10 protein-coding genes are annotated in these 16,339 nt (G+C 36.1%); 2 read left to right on the plus strand and 8 right to left on the minus strand.

Features of this window, described 5'->3' with window-relative positions:
• Positions 1–53 precede the first annotated feature (53 nt).
• Together ACM55K_RS08460 and ACM55K_RS08465 are read left to right on the plus strand one after the other, a co-directional pair.
• Positions 54–3,224: an efflux RND transporter permease subunit gene (locus ACM55K_RS08460; RefSeq protein WP_416849803.1), complete on the plus strand. Its 3,171-nt coding sequence runs from the start codon at positions 54–56 to the stop codon at positions 3,222–3,224.
• Complete coding sequence (locus ACM55K_RS08465) at positions 3,217–4,647, plus strand: TolC family protein (RefSeq protein WP_416849804.1); 1,431 nt, start codon at positions 3,217–3,219, stop codon at positions 4,645–4,647. Before ACM55K_RS08460 ends, ACM55K_RS08465 begins: the two co-directional genes overlap by 8 nt.
• Before the next feature lie 110 nt (positions 4,648–4,757).
• Here the strand turns inward: ACM55K_RS08465 and ACM55K_RS08470 are convergent, their stop codons facing one another.
• The 8 genes from ACM55K_RS08470 to ACM55K_RS08505 all read right to left on the minus strand — a co-directional run bounded on the left by ACM55K_RS08470 (position 4,758) and on the right by ACM55K_RS08505 (position 15,905).
• Complete coding sequence (locus ACM55K_RS08470) at positions 4,758–5,864, minus strand: NADH:flavin oxidoreductase (protein ID WP_416849805.1); 1,107 nt, start codon at positions 5,862–5,864, stop codon at positions 4,758–4,760.
• Between the two features lie 86 nt (positions 5,865–5,950).
• On the minus strand, positions 5,951–7,369 hold the full coding sequence (locus ACM55K_RS08475; protein ID WP_416849806.1) for a TolC family protein: 1,419 nt from the start codon (positions 7,367–7,369) through the stop codon (positions 5,951–5,953).
• A 129-nt stretch (positions 7,370–7,498) separates the two neighbouring features.
• Positions 7,499–10,666, minus strand: coding sequence for an efflux RND transporter permease subunit (locus ACM55K_RS08480; RefSeq protein ID WP_416849807.1), 3,168 nt, complete (start codon positions 10,664–10,666; stop codon positions 7,499–7,501).
• A gap of 10 nt (positions 10,667–10,676) precedes the next feature.
• The gene (locus tag ACM55K_RS08485; protein ID WP_416849808.1) at positions 10,677–11,894 is read right to left on the minus strand and encodes an efflux RND transporter periplasmic adaptor subunit; all 1,218 of its coding nucleotides are present in this window, start codon (positions 11,892–11,894) and stop codon (positions 10,677–10,679) included.
• A gap of 201 nt (positions 11,895–12,095) precedes the next feature.
• The gene (locus tag ACM55K_RS08490; RefSeq protein ID WP_416849809.1) at positions 12,096–12,689 is read right to left on the minus strand and encodes a TetR/AcrR family transcriptional regulator; all 594 of its coding nucleotides are present in this window, start codon (positions 12,687–12,689) and stop codon (positions 12,096–12,098) included.
• 574 nt (positions 12,690–13,263) lie between these two features.
• A complete protein-coding gene (locus tag ACM55K_RS08495; protein ID WP_416849810.1) occupies positions 13,264–14,340 on the minus strand; it encodes an alpha/beta hydrolase in 1,077 nt (358 codons plus the stop codon).
• Positions 14,341–14,369: 29 nt separating this feature from the next.
• A complete protein-coding gene (locus ACM55K_RS08500) occupies positions 14,370–14,945 on the minus strand; it encodes a sugar O-acetyltransferase (protein ID WP_416849811.1) in 576 nt (191 codons plus the stop codon).
• A gap of 84 nt (positions 14,946–15,029) precedes the next feature.
• Positions 15,030–15,905, minus strand: a complete 876-nt coding sequence (locus tag ACM55K_RS08505; RefSeq protein WP_416849812.1) for a helix-turn-helix domain-containing protein — start codon at positions 15,903–15,905, stop codon at positions 15,030–15,032.
• Between the last annotated feature and the right edge of the window lie 434 nt (positions 15,906–16,339).

Consider the following 16,339-nt stretch of genomic DNA (forward strand, 5'->3'; position numbering starts at 1 on the left):
TAAGCTGACAACAACAAATTCCAATTTGGTTTAATCATTAAAAAATAAAATAAATGTTTAATAAATTTATTCAAAGACCTGTTCTTTCGATAGTAATATCGCTTATAATAGTCTTTTTGGGAGTCTTGGCCGTAACTAATTTGCCAGTGACACAATTCCCTTCTATTTCGCCACCAAAAGTTAATGTTACAGCTGATTACCCTGGATCGAATGGAGAGCTTATGATCAAATCTGTAATCATTCCATTAGAAAAGGCGCTAAATGGTGTTCCCGGAATGAAATACATGACTTCGGATGCGGGTAATGATGGTGAAGCGAGTATTCAAGTAGTCTTTAATTTGGGTACAGACCCAAATCAGGCTGCGATAAATGTTCAAAATCGTGTCGCTTCGGTAGTTAATAAACTGCCACCATTAGTGGTAAGAGAAGGGGTAAAGATTACTCGTGAAGAATCAAGCATGCTGATGTATGTGAATCTTTATAGTGATGATAAAAATACAGATCAAAAGTTTCTTTACAACTTTGCCGAGATTAATATCCTTTCCGAATTAAAAAGGGTAAATGGAGTAGGGTTTGCAGATGTTTTGGGTACTCGTGAGTACGCAATGAGAATTTGGTTGAAACCAGACAGAATGTTGGCTTATAAAATTTCTACTGATGAGGTGATGGAAGCATTGGCAAATCAGAGTTTGGAAGCATCTCCGGGTAAAACGGGTGAAAGCTCTGGTAAACGATCCCAAGCATTTGAATATGTATTGAAATATTCTGGACGATTTACTACAAAAGAGCAGTACGGAAATGTAGTTTTAAGAGCTAGCGCCGACGGTGAAATTTTGAGATTAAAAGACGTTGCCAATATTGAGTTTGGAAGCTCGATGTACGATATTTATTCGAACCTAAACGGGAAGCCTTCCGCTGCTATTGTATTGAAGCAATCGTACGGTAGTAATGCAAGTCAGGTTATTAAAGATGTAAAGGCAAAATTAGCTGAAATCAAGAAAAATTCTTTCCCGAAAGGAATGGATTACGAAATCAGTTATGACGTTTCTAAATTTTTGGATGCTTCTATCGAAAAAGTAATTCACACGTTGATTGAAGCTTTTATTCTGGTGGGTTTGGTAGTGTTTCTTTTCTTAGGAGATTGGAGATCCACAATTATACCGGCAATTGCAGTACCTGTTTCACTTATCGGAACGTTTGTTTTCATGCAATTCTTTGGAATTACGCTAAACCTTATTACCTTATTTGCACTGGTATTAGCGATTGGCGTCGTGGTCGATGATGCTATTGTCGTTATCGAAGCCGTGCATGCTAAAATGGAAGAAGAGCATCTATCGGCTATAAAAGCTACCAAAAAAGCCATGCATGAAATTGCTGGTGCTATTATAGCAATTACCTTTTTGATGGCTGCAGTATTCGTTCCAGTTGCGTTTATGTCAGGTCCTGTGGGGATATTCTATCGTCAGTTTTCGATCACTATGGCAACTGCAATTATTCTGTCAGGTATTGTAGCGTTAACGCTTACACCTGCGCTTTGTGCTATGATGTTGAAAAACAATCATGGTAAACCTAAAAAGAGAACTCCAGTAAACAGATTTGTAGATGGTTTTAATAATAAGTTTAATACTACGGCTGGGAACTATCAAAATGCTTTGAGTCATATCATAAATAGAAGAACAATTACTTTTATCACGCTTATAGGTTTCTGTATAGGAACATGGATAATAAGCAGCAACGTGCCTTCTGGATTTATCCCAAATGAAGATCAAGGGATGTTTTATGCTATTATTCAAACTCCTCCCGGCTCCTCATTAGAAAGAACTAATAATGTTGCCGAAAAACTTCAGAAAATCGCTGAAACTGTTGATGGTGTTCAATCGGTTTCGGCTTTGGCGGGTTATGAAATTCTTACAGAAGGTACGGGTTCTAACTCGGGTACCTGTTTGATAAACCTTAAAGATTGGAGCGATAGAAAACATTCTGTACAAGAGGTTATGGCAGAATTAGAAGAAAAAACGAAAGACATTCCAGGGGCTAATATTGAATTCTTTCAGCCGCCTGCTGTACCAGGATATGGAGCCGCAGGAGGTTTCGAACTTCGTTTGCTTGATAAAGCGGGTTCAGGGGATTATAAAAAAATGGAAACGGTTAATGCTGAATTCGTAAAAGAATTGAATAAACGTCCGGAACTATCCTCAGTATTTAGCTTCTATAGTGCCAGTTTCCCGCAGTTTATGATGAAAGTTGATAATGATTTGGCACAACAAAAGGGAGTATCCATTGAAAACGCCATGAATACGTTATCTACACTTGTGGGTAGTAATTATGAAATTAGCTTTATTAAGTACGGATTTAATTATAAAGTAATCGTGCAGGCAGCTCCAGAATATAGAGCTTTACCGGAAGATATTTTAAAATTATATGTAAAGAATAACCGTGACGAAATGGTCCCTTTTTCCGCTTTCATGAAGCTGGAAAAAGTATATGGACTTTCGGAAATTACTCGACACAATATGTATAATTCTGCTGAAATTAGTGGAGCCGCAGCCGAAGGATACAGTAGTGGTGAAGCCATTAAAGCGATTCAGGAAGTGGCAGAGAAGAAACTACCCAGAGGTTTTGGTATTGACTGGGCGGGTATTTCTGCCGATGAAGTTGCACAGGGTAATCAAGCCATTTGGATTTTCCTTATTTGTTTAGGTTTTGTTTACTTAGTATTGGCGGCACAATATGAAAGTTTTATTTTGCCATTGTCGGTAATTCTTTCTTTGCCGGCAGGTATTTTTGGAGCGTTTCTTTTATTGAAGTTAACAGGCTTAGAAAATAATATCTATGCTCAGGTTGCGATGGTAATGCTTATTGGTTTGTTGGGTAAAAATGCCGTTTTGATTGTCGAGTTTGCTATCCAAAGGCATGCAGCAGGAAAATCAGTGCTAGAAGCAGCCATGGAAGGTTCTAAAGCGAGGTTTCGTCCTATTTTGATGACTTCATTTGCCTTTATTGCAGGTTTAATTCCTCTGGTGTTTGCATCTGGACCTGGTAAAATTGGTAACAGAACTATTGGTACTGCCGCCGCCGGTGGGATGCTTATAGGAACTATTTGCGGTGTATTTATTATTCCTGGATTGTATTACGTTTTTGGTAGAATCGCAGAAAAATATAAGCTAGTGAAAAAGGAAGAAGAAAATCCATTAACTGAAGAAATTGATAATAATCATGTATAAAATTAAACTACATAAATATATTATCCCGCTAGGCATTTGCTTGGCGGTGGTAAGTTGTACTCCGGCTATTGCACCGTTGACCGCAAGCAAACCGGTTCCTGAATCTTTCGAGAAGAGTACTGATACGACTAACATTTCGACTACGCCTTGGCGTACCTATTTTAAGGATCACAATTTGGTAAATTTGATTGATACAGCCTTGAAAAACAATCAGGAGTTGATGATTACTTTGCAGGAAATTGAGATTGCAAAGAATGATATCCGAATCAGAAAGGGTGCTCTGTTGCCAAAGGTTGGCATTGGAGCGGGAGCAGGAGTTGAAAAAGTAGGAAGGTATACCAGCCAAGGAGCTGGTGATGCTTCTACCGAAATAATGCCCGGTAAGGAAATGCCAGACCCATTGAACGATTTCAAACTCGCGGCGTATGCGAATTGGGAAGTAGATATCTGGAAAAAACTGCGCAATTCCAAGAAAGCAGCAGTGAGCCGATATTTATCAACTGTAGAAGGTAAAAACTTTGTGATTACGAGCCTTATCGCTGAGGTTGCCAGTTCTTATTACGAATTATTGGCTCTAGACAGCCAGTTGGAGATTGTAAGAAAAAATATAGCATTGCAAACTAACGCTTTGGGAATTGTGAAAATTCAGAAAGAAGCCGCAAGAACAACCGAATTGGCAGTTCAAAAATTTCAGGCTGAGGTAATGGCTTCCAAAAGTATGGAGTTTGATATTCTTCAAAATATAAAAGAAACGGAGAATAAAATCAACTTCTTGCTAGGGCAGTATCCGCAGGAAATAAAGAGAGACAAAAGCAATTTTATAAATTTGATGCCATCGATAATCAATTCAGGGATTCCTTCGCAATTGTTGTCCAATCGTCCGGATATTAAACAGGCCGAGCTAGAACTGCAAGCGGCAAAGCTGGATGTAAAAGTGGCCCGTGCAGAATTTTATCCTTCATTAGATATTTCAGCCGCGATAGGATTCAATGCGTTTAAACCATCGTATTTATTTACGTTACCCGAGTCGTTGCTGTATTCGTTAGCCGGAGATATTGCCGCACCAATGATTAACAGAAATGCAATCAAAGCCGAGTATAGTTCTGCCAATTCACGACAAATTCAAGCTTTGTATAACTACGAGCGTACCATTCTAAATGCGTATTTGGAAGTTTCTAGCCAGCTTTCTAAAATCAGCAATCTAGAAAAAAGCTACGATCTAAAATCGCAACAAGTGGCCGCTCTGAACAGGTCTATCGATGTTTCGAATGATTTATTCAAGTCGGCAAGAGTCGATTATTTCGAAGTGCTGATGACGCAACGGGATGCCTTGGAATCTAAACTTGAACTGATAGATACCAAAAAAGAACAACTCAATGCTGCAGTCCATGTTTACAAGGATTTAGGGGGCGGTTGGAAATAAAATAATAGGTTAAACTAAAGAGCCAGTCAATTTTTGACTGGCTCTTTTTTATTGATGCTAACGGTAATTACTGGAAAACTTTCTTGTGAAAATCATTTGGTTTTTAAGTTTTATTCCAATACTAATTCACTTAGAGCTTCTTTGCTAAAGCCTTTAAGTTGGTCATTTTTTCCTGCTTTTATTTTGGCAACCCAGTTCGGATCTGATAAAAGTGGTCTTCCGACAGCCACGAGGTCAAAATCGCCTCGATCTAAACGTCTTGTTAATTCATCCAAAGACGTAGGTTGTGAACTTTCGCCCGCAAAAGCTCCAAAGAAATCTCCAGAAAGCCCAACAGAACCTACTGTAATAGTTGGTTTTCCTGTCAGTTTCTTAGCCCATCCTGCAAAATTAAGATCATTGTCTTCAAATTCTGGTTCCCAAAAACGGCGTTGTGAACAATGTAAAATATCAACTCCAGCATCAATCAAAGGACTTAACCAAGCTTCCATTTCTTGAGGCGTTTTTGCCATTTTGAGAGTGTAATCTGATGGTTTGAATTGAGAAAGTCTCATAATCACTGCAAAATCTTCGCCTACTTGTTTTCTGATTTCTTTAATCACATCTACAGCAAAACGAGTACGTTCAGCCAAGGTTTTACCACCGTAATTATCGGTACGCTGATTTGTTGCCTCCCAGAAAAATTGATCTATCAAATAATCGTGAGCCCCGTGTATTTCTATGCAGTCAAAACCTAATCTTTTGGCATCCGCTGCTGCTTTTCCAAAAGCTATAATGGTATTTTCAATATCATTGGTAGTCATGGTGGTACCATTATTAAAACTAGGTCTGTTTAATCCTGATGGCCCTTCAAAAGGTACTGGTGGCACCCAGCCTGAGTGATGATTGTCCATAATTCCCATGTGCCATATTTGTGGCCCCATCTGTCCGCCTGCTGAGTGAACGCTATCAATTACTTGTTTCCATCCTGTCAAGGATTTATCGCCATAAAAGTGAGGTACATTGGGATCATTTGATGAAGAAGGTCTATTAATTACAGTTCCTTCAGATAATATCAAACCTACTTCCCCTTCAGCTCTTTTTTGATAATAAGCTGCTACTTCATCAGTAGGTACTCCATTTGGAGAGAAAGAGCGCGTCATAGGCGCCATTACAATTCTGTTTTTAAGATTTAGCGTCTTCAAGTTGAAAGGCGCAAATAAACTGTTTGTATTCATAATGTTTTATAGATTAAATTTAATTATTTTGTTCCGTGTTGTAAATGTTTTACCAGTGAATTGGATGCTATTATTTAAAAAAAAGCTTATTTCCAACCTCCGCCTAATGATCGATACAATTCGATATTTGCGATTAATTGTTCCCGCTTGATATTGGCTAATTCCAACTCACTTTGCAATATATTAGCTTGCGCTGTTATTACTTCAAGATAATCGGCCATTCCGGTTTTAAATAACATATTCGAATTTTTTATTGCTTGTTGCAATATTTTTACACGTTCCTGCAGGAAAAAATGTTGTCTTTCCAGCTTTTCAATTTTTACTAAAGCATCGGATACTTCGCTAACAGCGACCAGAACAGATTGTCTAAAATTCAGTACCGTTTTTTCTCTTTCTAATTTAGCAATATTGTATTGGGTTCTTATCTTTTTACTGTTCAGTAGCGGTTGTGTTAATCCACTAAGTGCAGTTCCAAATAATGAAGCAGGAATGTTAAACCAATTGCTTGTTTCAAAAGAATTCAAACCGCCGCTTGCCGTAATTTTTAATGCTGGATATAAATTTGCTTTTGTAATTCCGACATTTGCATTGGCTGTTGCCAAAGCCAATTCGGCGCTTTTCACATCAGGTCTTCGGCTCACTAATGAAGATGGAATTCCTACTTTTAAATTATTGTTAAGCTGAATTGCATTTAGGGTAAGTGTTCTTTCTTTCGAACTTGGAAACGAGCCTGTCAATACACTTAAAGCATTTTCCTGAATGGCAATATTTTGTTCCAATAAAGGAATCAATTGTGCCGCAATTAATTTTTGTGCTTCCGATTGTTGTATGGCCAAAGAAGTAACTTGACCGGCATCATACTTTAATTTAATTATAAAGGTTGTGCTATCGTTTAGTTTTAGATTTTTTCTGGCAATTTCTAATTGGGAATCTAGCATTAAAAGATTATAGTAGCCTTTTGAAATTGTGGAAACGATAGTGGTTTGCAATGCTTTTTTTACTTCTTCTGACTGAAGATATCCTGTGAAAGCTCCTTTTTTCTGACTGCGGATTTTACCCCAGATGTCTGCTTCCCATGAAAGTCCAATACCAGCCGAGTAATCTTCAATGTGATTTTGATTTAAAAACTGATTCAGGTTAATTCCGTTGAAGCTATTTTCGGAAGGACGATTCGTACTCATGTTAACAAAAAGTGATGCTTCAGGAATATTTCCCCACCTTGCCTGAGTTAATCGATATTGTGCGATTTCAATATTTTTAGATGCAATCTGCAAATCATTATTTTTTGCAATAGCACTGTCTATCAGTTTTATGATGTCTTTCTCCGTAAAGAAATTTTTCCATTCCAGATCAGCAATACTTGTAGTATCATTAGAAGTTGATACATTCCTGAAATTTTCAGGAAATGCATCTTTAGGAACTTCAATATCCTTTGAAACTTTACAGGATATGAATGTTGTGATAAAAAGTACTATCGCAACAGATTTGGTTATATAATTTTTCATTTTTTTATTTTTCTTTATTTTTCTGGACAGGAATCTTCTGAAGTTTCAAGAGCCTTTGAAACTTTAAATGATATTAATGTGATGACAACAAAAATTATCATCAGAATTGTGGTTATATAATTTTCCATTTTATATTTCTTTTTCTTCGTTATGAATTACGGCTACTGGTTTTCCAGAAACCTTTTCTTGTAAATGTTGGAATACGATAAATAAAACCGGGATGATTAACAACCCAAGAATTACTCCTGAAATCATTCCACCGGCGGCACCAATACTAATAGAATGATTACCCATTGCAGACGGTCCTGTAGCAGTCATCATCGGGATTAATCCTACTACAAAAGCCAATGATGTCATGATAATGGGACGTAATCTTAGTTTTGCGGCTTCTATAGATGCTCTAACTAATGCCTGGCCTGATTTTCTTCTCTGCAAGGCAAACTCCACAATAAGAATGGCATTTTTTGCCAGTAATCCAATCAACATCACAAGAGCAACTTGCACGTAAATGTTGTTTTCTATACCGGTCAAGCCGATGGCTACAAATACACCAAATATTCCTGCTGGGATAGAGAAGATTACCGCTAAAGGCAAAATGTAACTTTCATACTGTGCTGCAAGCAGGAAGTAAATGAAAATTAGACACAATAGGAAAATTGTTGCCGATTGTCCCCCAGAAGAAATCTCTTCACGCGTTTGTCCTGAAAATTCATAGCTATAACCTGCAGGTAATTGTTGTGCTGCAACTTCCTCGATCGCTTTGATGGCATCTCCGGAACTAAAACCAGGTTTTGGAATCGCATTAATCGAAATTGAATTGAATAAATTATATCTCGATGCCGTTTCTGAACCATAAATACGAGTCAGTTTTACCAAAGTATTGATGGGTACCATTTCGCCTGTTTTGTTTTTTACAAAAACGCGGTCAATTGATGACGGGTCAGCTCTATCAGCAATATCTGCTTGAACAATTACCCTGTAATATTTACCAAAACGATTAAAATCAGATGCCTGGGCGCTACCAAAATAAGCCTGCATAGTTTGCAGAATATCTTTCACATTCACACCCAATTGATCTGCTTTTGCATCATCAATATCCAGTTGTAGTTGCGGATAATCGGCTTTGAAACTGGTAAAGGCTACTGCAATTTCAGGACGCTTCATTAATTCTCCAATAAAATTTTGTGAAATTCCACTGAATTTATCCAGTTTGCCACCCGTTTTATCCTGAAGTACTAAATCCAAAGCTTCCACGTTACTGAAACCAGGAACGGTTGGGAAACTGAATACGAAGAAACTACCACCCGAAATGGCACCCAATTTTCCACGAACCTGATTCATTATTTCATCGATATTTTTGATGTCTCCACGCTCTTCATTTGGCTTAAGCAAAACAAAAACTACTGCCGAAGATGGACTTGTCGAGTTCGTTAATAAATTGAAGCCCGAAATTGCGGTAACGTCTCTTGATGCATCTAATTTACTTAGAATGTTTTCTGCCTCAGTCATTACTTTTTGAGTTCCATCCAAAGATGTTCCTGATGGTGTGTTAACCGCAATTGCAACAAAACCTTGATCTTCGGTAGGTATAAATCCTGAAGGAGTCGTTTTTACCATTAAAATTGTTGCCAAAGTAATTAAGGCTAGACCACCCAAACTGACCCATTTATGGCGAATCAAAAATTTCAAACCACCAATATAACGGTCGGTTAAGGAAGTAAAACTGCTGTTGAATCCGTTGAAGAACTTCTCTTTAAATCCTTTTTTAACTGCTGGATTTGCTCCATCTGCAGCGTGATTGTCTTTTAAGAATAAAGCGGCTAGGGCAGGACTTAAAGTTAACGCATTAACGGCTGATATTACAATCGCAATCGCCATAGTAAAGGCAAATTGACGATAGAAAACCCCTGTAGAACCTTCCATAAAACCAACAGGTAAAAATACCGCTGCCATAACTAAAGTAATCGAAATAATAGCTCCGGTAATTTCGTGCATCGCTTCATGTGTCGCGATTTTTGGCGACAGATGTTTGTGTTCCATTTTTGCATGCACGGCCTCGACAACAACAATTGCATCATCGACCACAATACCAATTGCTAAGATTAAAGCAAACAAGGTCAAAAGATTGATCGAAAATCCGAATAACTGCATGAAGAAAAAGGTACCCAAAATAGCTACAGGAACTGCAATGGCAGGAATTAATGTCGATCTAAAATCCTGCAAGAAGATAAATACAACAATGAAAACCAATATAAAAGCCTCTATCAAAGTATGTTTAACCTGATCAATCGATTGGTCCAAGGAAACTTTTGTACTGTAGAAAATATTGTGTTTGATTCCCGCTGGGAAGTTTTTTGCGGATTTTACCATCAGTTTATTAATCGCAACCTGAATATCATTGGAGTTGGAACCCGCTAACTGAATGATTCCGATTACAACCCCTTTTTTGCCATTCAAACGTGTTAAACTGTTGTAAGAATAAGCGCCAAGTTCGACTCTGGCAACATCTTTTAAACGAAGGATTGAACCATCGGCATTAGCACGTATGGCAATATTTTGATATTCTTCGGGTTTGGTTAATTTGCCTTTGTATTTGATCACGTATTCAAAAACTTCTGTGCTTCTTTCTCCAAATTTACCCGGAGCGGCCTCCAAACTTTTATCCTGGATAGCGGCCATTACTTCATTTGGTGTAACCTGATGCGTAGACATTTGTGCTGGATTTAACCAAACACGCATCGAATAATCTTTTACACCACCAAAAATACTGGCAGAACCCACACCCGGAATACGTTTGATTTCAGGAATAATATTAATTTGAGCATAATTGGCAACAAAAGTCTGGTCGTATTTCGATTCATCCTCGGTGTACATACCGATTGCCATAATAAAACTATTTTGTTGCTTTGCGGTAGTTACACCTTGCTGAACCACCTCAGCAGGCAACTGACTTGTTGCTTGCGCCACCCTATTTTGAACGTTAACGGCTGCTTGATCTGCATTTGTACCCAGTTTAAAGAAAACCGTAATAGCTAGCGTACCGTCGTTACTGGCAGTTGAGCTCATGTAAGTCATGTTTTCCACACCGTTTATAGATTCTTCCAGTGATGGTGCTACCGAACGCAAAACCGTTTCTGCGTTTGCTCCTGGATAAACTGCCGTTACCAAAACCGATGGAGGTGCAATATCAGGAAACTGTTGTAACGGTAGTTTTGTGAGTCCAAGTATACCCAATATCACCAATAATATGGAGATAACGGTAGCCAGTACAGGTCTTTGTATAAATATTTTGAACATTTTCGTAAAATTATTTTTTGTTAATTAATTGGGCAACTTCTATTTTTGCTTTTTCAGGTTGTATCACTTGTCCTTCCTGGAGCTTGTCTATACCGCTTAATACGATTTGGTCACCAGATTTAACACCGTCTTTGATAAGATAGTTTGTACCGCTTTTACCGATAACCGTGATTGGCATTTTGCTCACCTTGTTTCCTTTGTTTAGCGTAAAGACGAAAACTTTATCCTGCATTTCTATTGTGGCCGATTGAGGAACCAAAATGGCATCGTCATGTTGAATACCTAAACGAATTTTTCCTGTATTTCCAGAGCGTAAAGTGCCGTTTTTATTTGGGAAAGTGGCTCTCAAAGTAATGGCTCCGGTATTTTTGTCGAATTGACCGTCGACCATATCAATTTTTCCAAGTTGAGAATAAGCGTTACCATCGGCTAATATTAAAGAAACGGGAGGTAGTTTTTTGATTTTATCACCAATTGTATTTCCGGAATATTGTGCTTTAAAGTTGATGAAATCGGTTTCTCCTAGTGAGAAATAAGCATATACTTCATGAACATCCGAAAGTTTTGTCAATGGTTCAATATCAGATGCAGAAACTAAACTCCCTTGTTTTTTTGGAAGTCTTCCAATGTAACCGCTTACGGGAGCTGTAATTGTGGTGTAACTCAAATTTATTTTTGCAGATTCGACCATTGCTTTGGCTTGCTCAATATTTGAAGCAGCAATTCTGTGAGAAGCTTTTGCCGTTTTTAATTGATAGTCTGAAACTACTTTGTTTTGTACAAGAGGGGTAAGTTTATCAATTTCTAATTGCGCATTAAGCAACGCAGCTTGGGCACCATGAAGATTGGCAAGCGCATTGTTTAATTGTTCGCGGAAAGGACGTTCGTTTATTTTGAATAAAGATTGCCCTTTTGAAACGTAAGCACCTTCATCAATAAAAACTTTGTCAAGATTACCACTTACTTGTGGGCGGATTTCTACATCAACCGTTCCTTGTATTGAAGCAGGATACTCGGCATCTGTAATAGCATTTGTATTTTTAATTGCAAGAACTGGTAGTAATGGGGCAGCGGCAATTGGTGCCTGAGTCTTATCTGCGCATCCTATTACAACTAAGGCAAGAATGATACTGGTTATGATTACATTTTTCATTTTAGTATTGATTTTAATTTGTTGAACATTTGATTTATTTAAATTCGGATTGGGTTTTGTATTATTTTGATTCATGTTTATCTATATTAAATTTTCTAACATCGTTAAGTGAATTGGTATGAAAAGCATATAATTGTTTCTTACAATAGTAAGTCATATAATTGGTATTAAATTATTTATCAGTGTTAAGTAAAAAGGCAAAAAAAACATTTTTTTTGTGATTTCAAATTACTGCATTAAATTATTTATCACTGTTAAGTAAAAATTAAATTTTTTTTATTGTATTGATTTTATGATTCCGCCAATGGCATCTTTTAAAATTTGGGTATTGATTGTTTCTAATATTTCACTTTTATTAATGATATTAATAGAAATTAGACCGTGAATAACGGAAAAAAAAGTAAAATACTTTTGTTTTATTACTTCTTCAGATGGATTTCTATCTTTCATTATTTCGGCAATAACAGCAACAAATAGTTTATAAGGAGCTTCGGCAGCAGAACATCGCTCAGAGCAACAACTCATCTGTACTCCAAACATTACCTGATACATTTCGGTATCGGTAAATGCAAAATCCCAATAGGCCATCCACATAGCTTCAAGTTGTTCTTCTGGATTTTCGTGTTTGTTTCTTGCTTTTTCTAGTTCGATTGCTAATTTAATAAAACCTCTACCAGTTAATTCTTGTAATATAGCTTCTTTATTAGAAAAGTATTCATAGATAATTGGAGCAGTGTATTCTATTTTATCCGCAATTTTTCTCATACTAAGACCTTGCCAACCATCTTCTTTTACAATAGCATAGGCAGCATCCAGAATGTTTTTTCTTGTTTCTTCTTTTTGTCTTAAAATTCGATCTTTGCTTGCCATTTTGATAGAGTATTAAATTGTTTAACACCGTTAGGCAAATGTATGACGATTTTTAGAAATAAAATAATTCTTTCATAGTTTTTTCTTATTGTTATATAAAAAATTTTCAGTTTTAGGGTTTCTAAAAAAAGAAAGAAAAAAAATAGCATCTTAATCTGCCATTTTTAATTTGATAGAAGAATATTCTCTAGAACATCGATGGATTTATAATCGCAAAATGAAAAGTAATAGTAGGGAATAATAATCTTTATATTTTTAAATTACTTCACTTTGACTTCTAATCATTACATTAAATATAATTCTTGATTTCAGTACACTTTTCGATAGAAAACATAAAAAAACAACATCTGTTGCCTCTTGATTTTAGATTCTTGCTAATGTTTAGTAGAGTATTTGTTTGTGAAAAGATTTGAAAAGGATTTATCAGTATTATGTTAGTACTCACTAAACCAGTCTACTGAATAAATTTTCTTCTGGAAGCCTATTCATTGTTATTTTTCATTTGAATTTCATTTTAAATCTACCGTTTTTTAATAGAATGGAAAACAATATTAAACTGTCCCTATCTAATAAATTACTGTAAATATTTTTTAAAGAATATATCCAACTTATCAAATGGAATTAAATCGGTTTTGTCATATAAATCCACGTGACCTGCATTTGGAACATAATACATTTCTTTAGGTTCTGCAGCGCGTTTGTAAGCATCCTCACTAAACTCTTTTGAGTGAGCTTTATCTCCGGTGATTAAAAGCAAAGGACGAGGTGAAATTGTTTCTATATCATTAAAAGGATAAAAATTATTAAATTTTGTATTACTGCTTAAAGTTGGGTGAGTTGTAGTTTTAGGCGACCCATCTTTAGGAATATATTCTCCTCTTGGTGTCCGGTAGAAATCATAAAATTCGCGCTGAATAGGATGCGTGTTTTCGTCCAGTTTATGTACGGTTCCACCCGTATATTTAGTTTCTCCACCAGTAAACTCTATATAACGTTGCTCCACTGCTTCCTCTTGAATCTTCTTTCTCTGCTCAAGAGTTTGAGAATGATTAAGTGCATTGCGACTAGCCGAACCCATATCATACATACTCACAGTTGCTATAGCTTTCATTCTTGGATCGATCTTGGCGGCACTGATAACAAAACTTCCACTGCCACAAACTCCTATGACTCCAATATTATTTCTGTCAACAAATAGACGTGTCCCCAAAAAATCTACTGCCGCACTAAAATCTTCGGCATAAATTTCAGGTGCTACCACATTTCGCGGTTCCCCTGCACTCTCGCCCCAAAAAGATAAGTCAATTGACAAAGTAATAAACCCACGGTCAGCCATATTGGAAGCATAAACGTTAGCACTTTGCTCTTTGACAGCTCCCATAGGATGTCCAACGATTATAGCTGCGTGTTTTGCATTACGGTCTAAATTATTAGGTATAAAAAGATGTCCTGCAACATCCATTTTGTATTGATTTTTAAAAGTAACATCGTACATGGTAACATTATCGTTTACTCTAAAGATGGTATATCCCTTTGGTGATATTTGTTCCATTTTTGTCGTTTTTTCGGTTTGATCTTTTGTTTTTTTCTGTGCGGAAGCACCTCCAAATAACATAATAGATGCAATTGTTAAAATTCCTAGCCTTTTCATTTGTTTATATTTTAATGATTATTTAAATATTAATTTTCTGTAATTGATTTGATGAATTTGGCAGGAATTCCGCCGACAATAGTGTTATCAGGGACATTTTTAGAAACTACTGCTCCTGCAGCCACAATGGAATTTTTACCAATAATTACTCCTGGAAGTATCGTTGCCCCCACCCCAATCCAAGCTCCCTTTTTTATAACTATGGGTTGAGAAATTGTCGCCCTTCTTTCAGCAGGATTTATTGGATGATTGGTTGTAATCAGATTTACTTTTGGGCCAATAAGCACATTGTCTTCAATGGTAATACCACCTCTGTCCATAAAGGTGCAGGCGTGATTTATAAATACATTTTTACCGATGTTAATGTTTTCTCCAAAATCAGTATAGAAAGGTGGAATAATAAAAAATGTGTCATCTACTTCTTTACCTATTAGTTCACTAAAAACAGTATTGACTTCTTGTAAATCATCCGTAACAAGATTGTTTAGCTTTGCGGTAGTACGAATAGCTTTTTGAATAACCTTAAATAATTTTGGATATTCAGGATCATCAAGTTGAATAGTTTCGCCTAATTTTTCTCTTGTGAAAATAGTTGTAGTTTCCATATTTTTTTGCATTTATTACCAATACAAAATTATATTGAAACTTGGTTCGTGGGGTAACAACAATCAAACCTATAGTTAAGAAATTCAAACCAAATCTAAACGGAATTTTTTAGGATTTGTCCCCGTATTTTTCTTGAAAAAGTTATTAAAGTAAGTTGGGTACTCAAAACCTAGGGCATAAGCTATTTCTGCAATATTCCAATCAGTATGTTGCAAAAGCGCTTTAGCTTCGCTAATAATACGTTCAGAAATATGAGTAGTGGTTGATTTTCCTGTTACTCCTTTCACAGCACGATTAAGATAATTTACGTGAAGAGATAATGCGTTAGAATAATCCTGTGCCGTTTTTAACTCTAGTGGTCGTTCATTGGTTTCAATTGGAAATTGTCTTTCCAATAATTCTAAAAAAACCGATGCAATTCGGGATTGAGCATTATTACTATTTATATAATTTTCAGAAGGTTGCATCTTCAATGCCTCGTGAATTATTAAATTAACATAGTTGCGGATTAAATCATCCTTATAAGCATAATCAGTTTGTTGTTCATCTATCATTTTCTGGAAAAGTGTATTTAAAAACTCCCGTTGCGGTTCTGATATTTCCAAAATAGGTGTCCCTCCAATCTTAAATAGGGAAGAATTTTGTAGACTTTCGGAGCGGTCTGATTTTAAAAACTCTTCTGAAAACAAGCAAGTGTAACCTACATAGCTTGTTGAGATTGTCTCCCATGAATAAGGAATGTGTGGGTTGCCAAAAAACAAAATAGTTCCTTCTGCATTAAAACTTTTGTCAGCATAATGAATGATACTCTTTCCAGTAGTGAGACAAATTTTATAAAAATCCTTTCTGCTGTAATTGCGTGTTACATTACCATCACTTTCTATTTGAAAGACATTAAACCCCTTTAGCTTTAATTCATTATTGAACTCTGAAACCGATCGTATATTCTTGCTTTCCATTTAGCAAAATTATAAAAAACAAACCTTCATTCGGAATTATTTTTTTGTTTTTACTTTACTCGCAATATCGAATTAGTTTCGTTTTGGAGAGTTTATTTATGAGGTATGTAAGATTCGAACCCCATAACCTAATCACGGCAGGACGTGTTGAACCAAATATAAAAAAATCAACTTAAATTATAAAATAATGATTATTAATTGTTTACGTAATATTTATGAAATTATACTGATTTAACTCCAATGACAATCTGAAAAATTACAAAATAGAATCTCTTATTAATAATTAGTCAAACGTCTAAAATTCAACATTTTATATTTATAGACCGTCAAAATATACTTGTATATTTTGATGGTTTTGTGACCCTGTCGGGACAATTTCCGAACCTTTTTATGGATGATTTGAGAAAATTGAGTAGAACGTACGTGCCTCATCT

Origin of the sequence: Flavobacterium arabinosi, assembly GCF_048158725.1 — a bacterium.
GTDB lineage: Bacteria > Bacteroidota > Bacteroidia > Flavobacteriales > Flavobacteriaceae > Flavobacterium > Flavobacterium arabinosi.

Excerpts from the sequence above, each read along its gene's own strand:
- ACM55K_RS08460 (WP_416849803.1), top strand. The coding sequence starts at position 54 with ATGTTTAATAAATTTATTCAAAGACCTGTTCTTTCGATAGTAATATCG.
- ACM55K_RS08465 (WP_416849804.1), top strand. The coding sequence starts at position 3,217 with ATGTATAAAATTAAACTACATAAATATATTATCCCGCTAGGCATTTGC.
- ACM55K_RS08470 (WP_416849805.1), bottom strand. The coding sequence starts at position 5,864 with ATGAATACAAACAGTTTATTTGCGCCTTTCAACTTGAAGACGCTAAAT.
- ACM55K_RS08475 (WP_416849806.1), bottom strand. The coding sequence starts at position 7,369 with ATGAAAAATTATATAACCAAATCTGTTGCGATAGTACTTTTTATCACA.
- ACM55K_RS08480 (WP_416849807.1), bottom strand. The coding sequence starts at position 10,666 with ATGTTCAAAATATTTATACAAAGACCTGTACTGGCTACCGTTATCTCC.
- ACM55K_RS08485 (WP_416849808.1), bottom strand. The coding sequence starts at position 11,894 with ATGAATCAAAATAATACAAAACCCAATCCGAATTTAAATAAATCAAAT.
- ACM55K_RS08490 (WP_416849809.1), bottom strand. The coding sequence starts at position 12,689 with ATGGCAAGCAAAGATCGAATTTTAAGACAAAAAGAAGAAACAAGAAAA.
- ACM55K_RS08495 (WP_416849810.1), bottom strand. The coding sequence starts at position 14,340 with ATGAAAAGGCTAGGAATTTTAACAATTGCATCTATTATGTTATTTGGA.
- ACM55K_RS08500 (WP_416849811.1), bottom strand. The coding sequence starts at position 14,945 with ATGGAAACTACAACTATTTTCACAAGAGAAAAATTAGGCGAAACTATT.
- ACM55K_RS08505 (WP_416849812.1), bottom strand. The coding sequence starts at position 15,905 with ATGGAAAGCAAGAATATACGATCGGTTTCAGAGTTCAATAATGAATTA.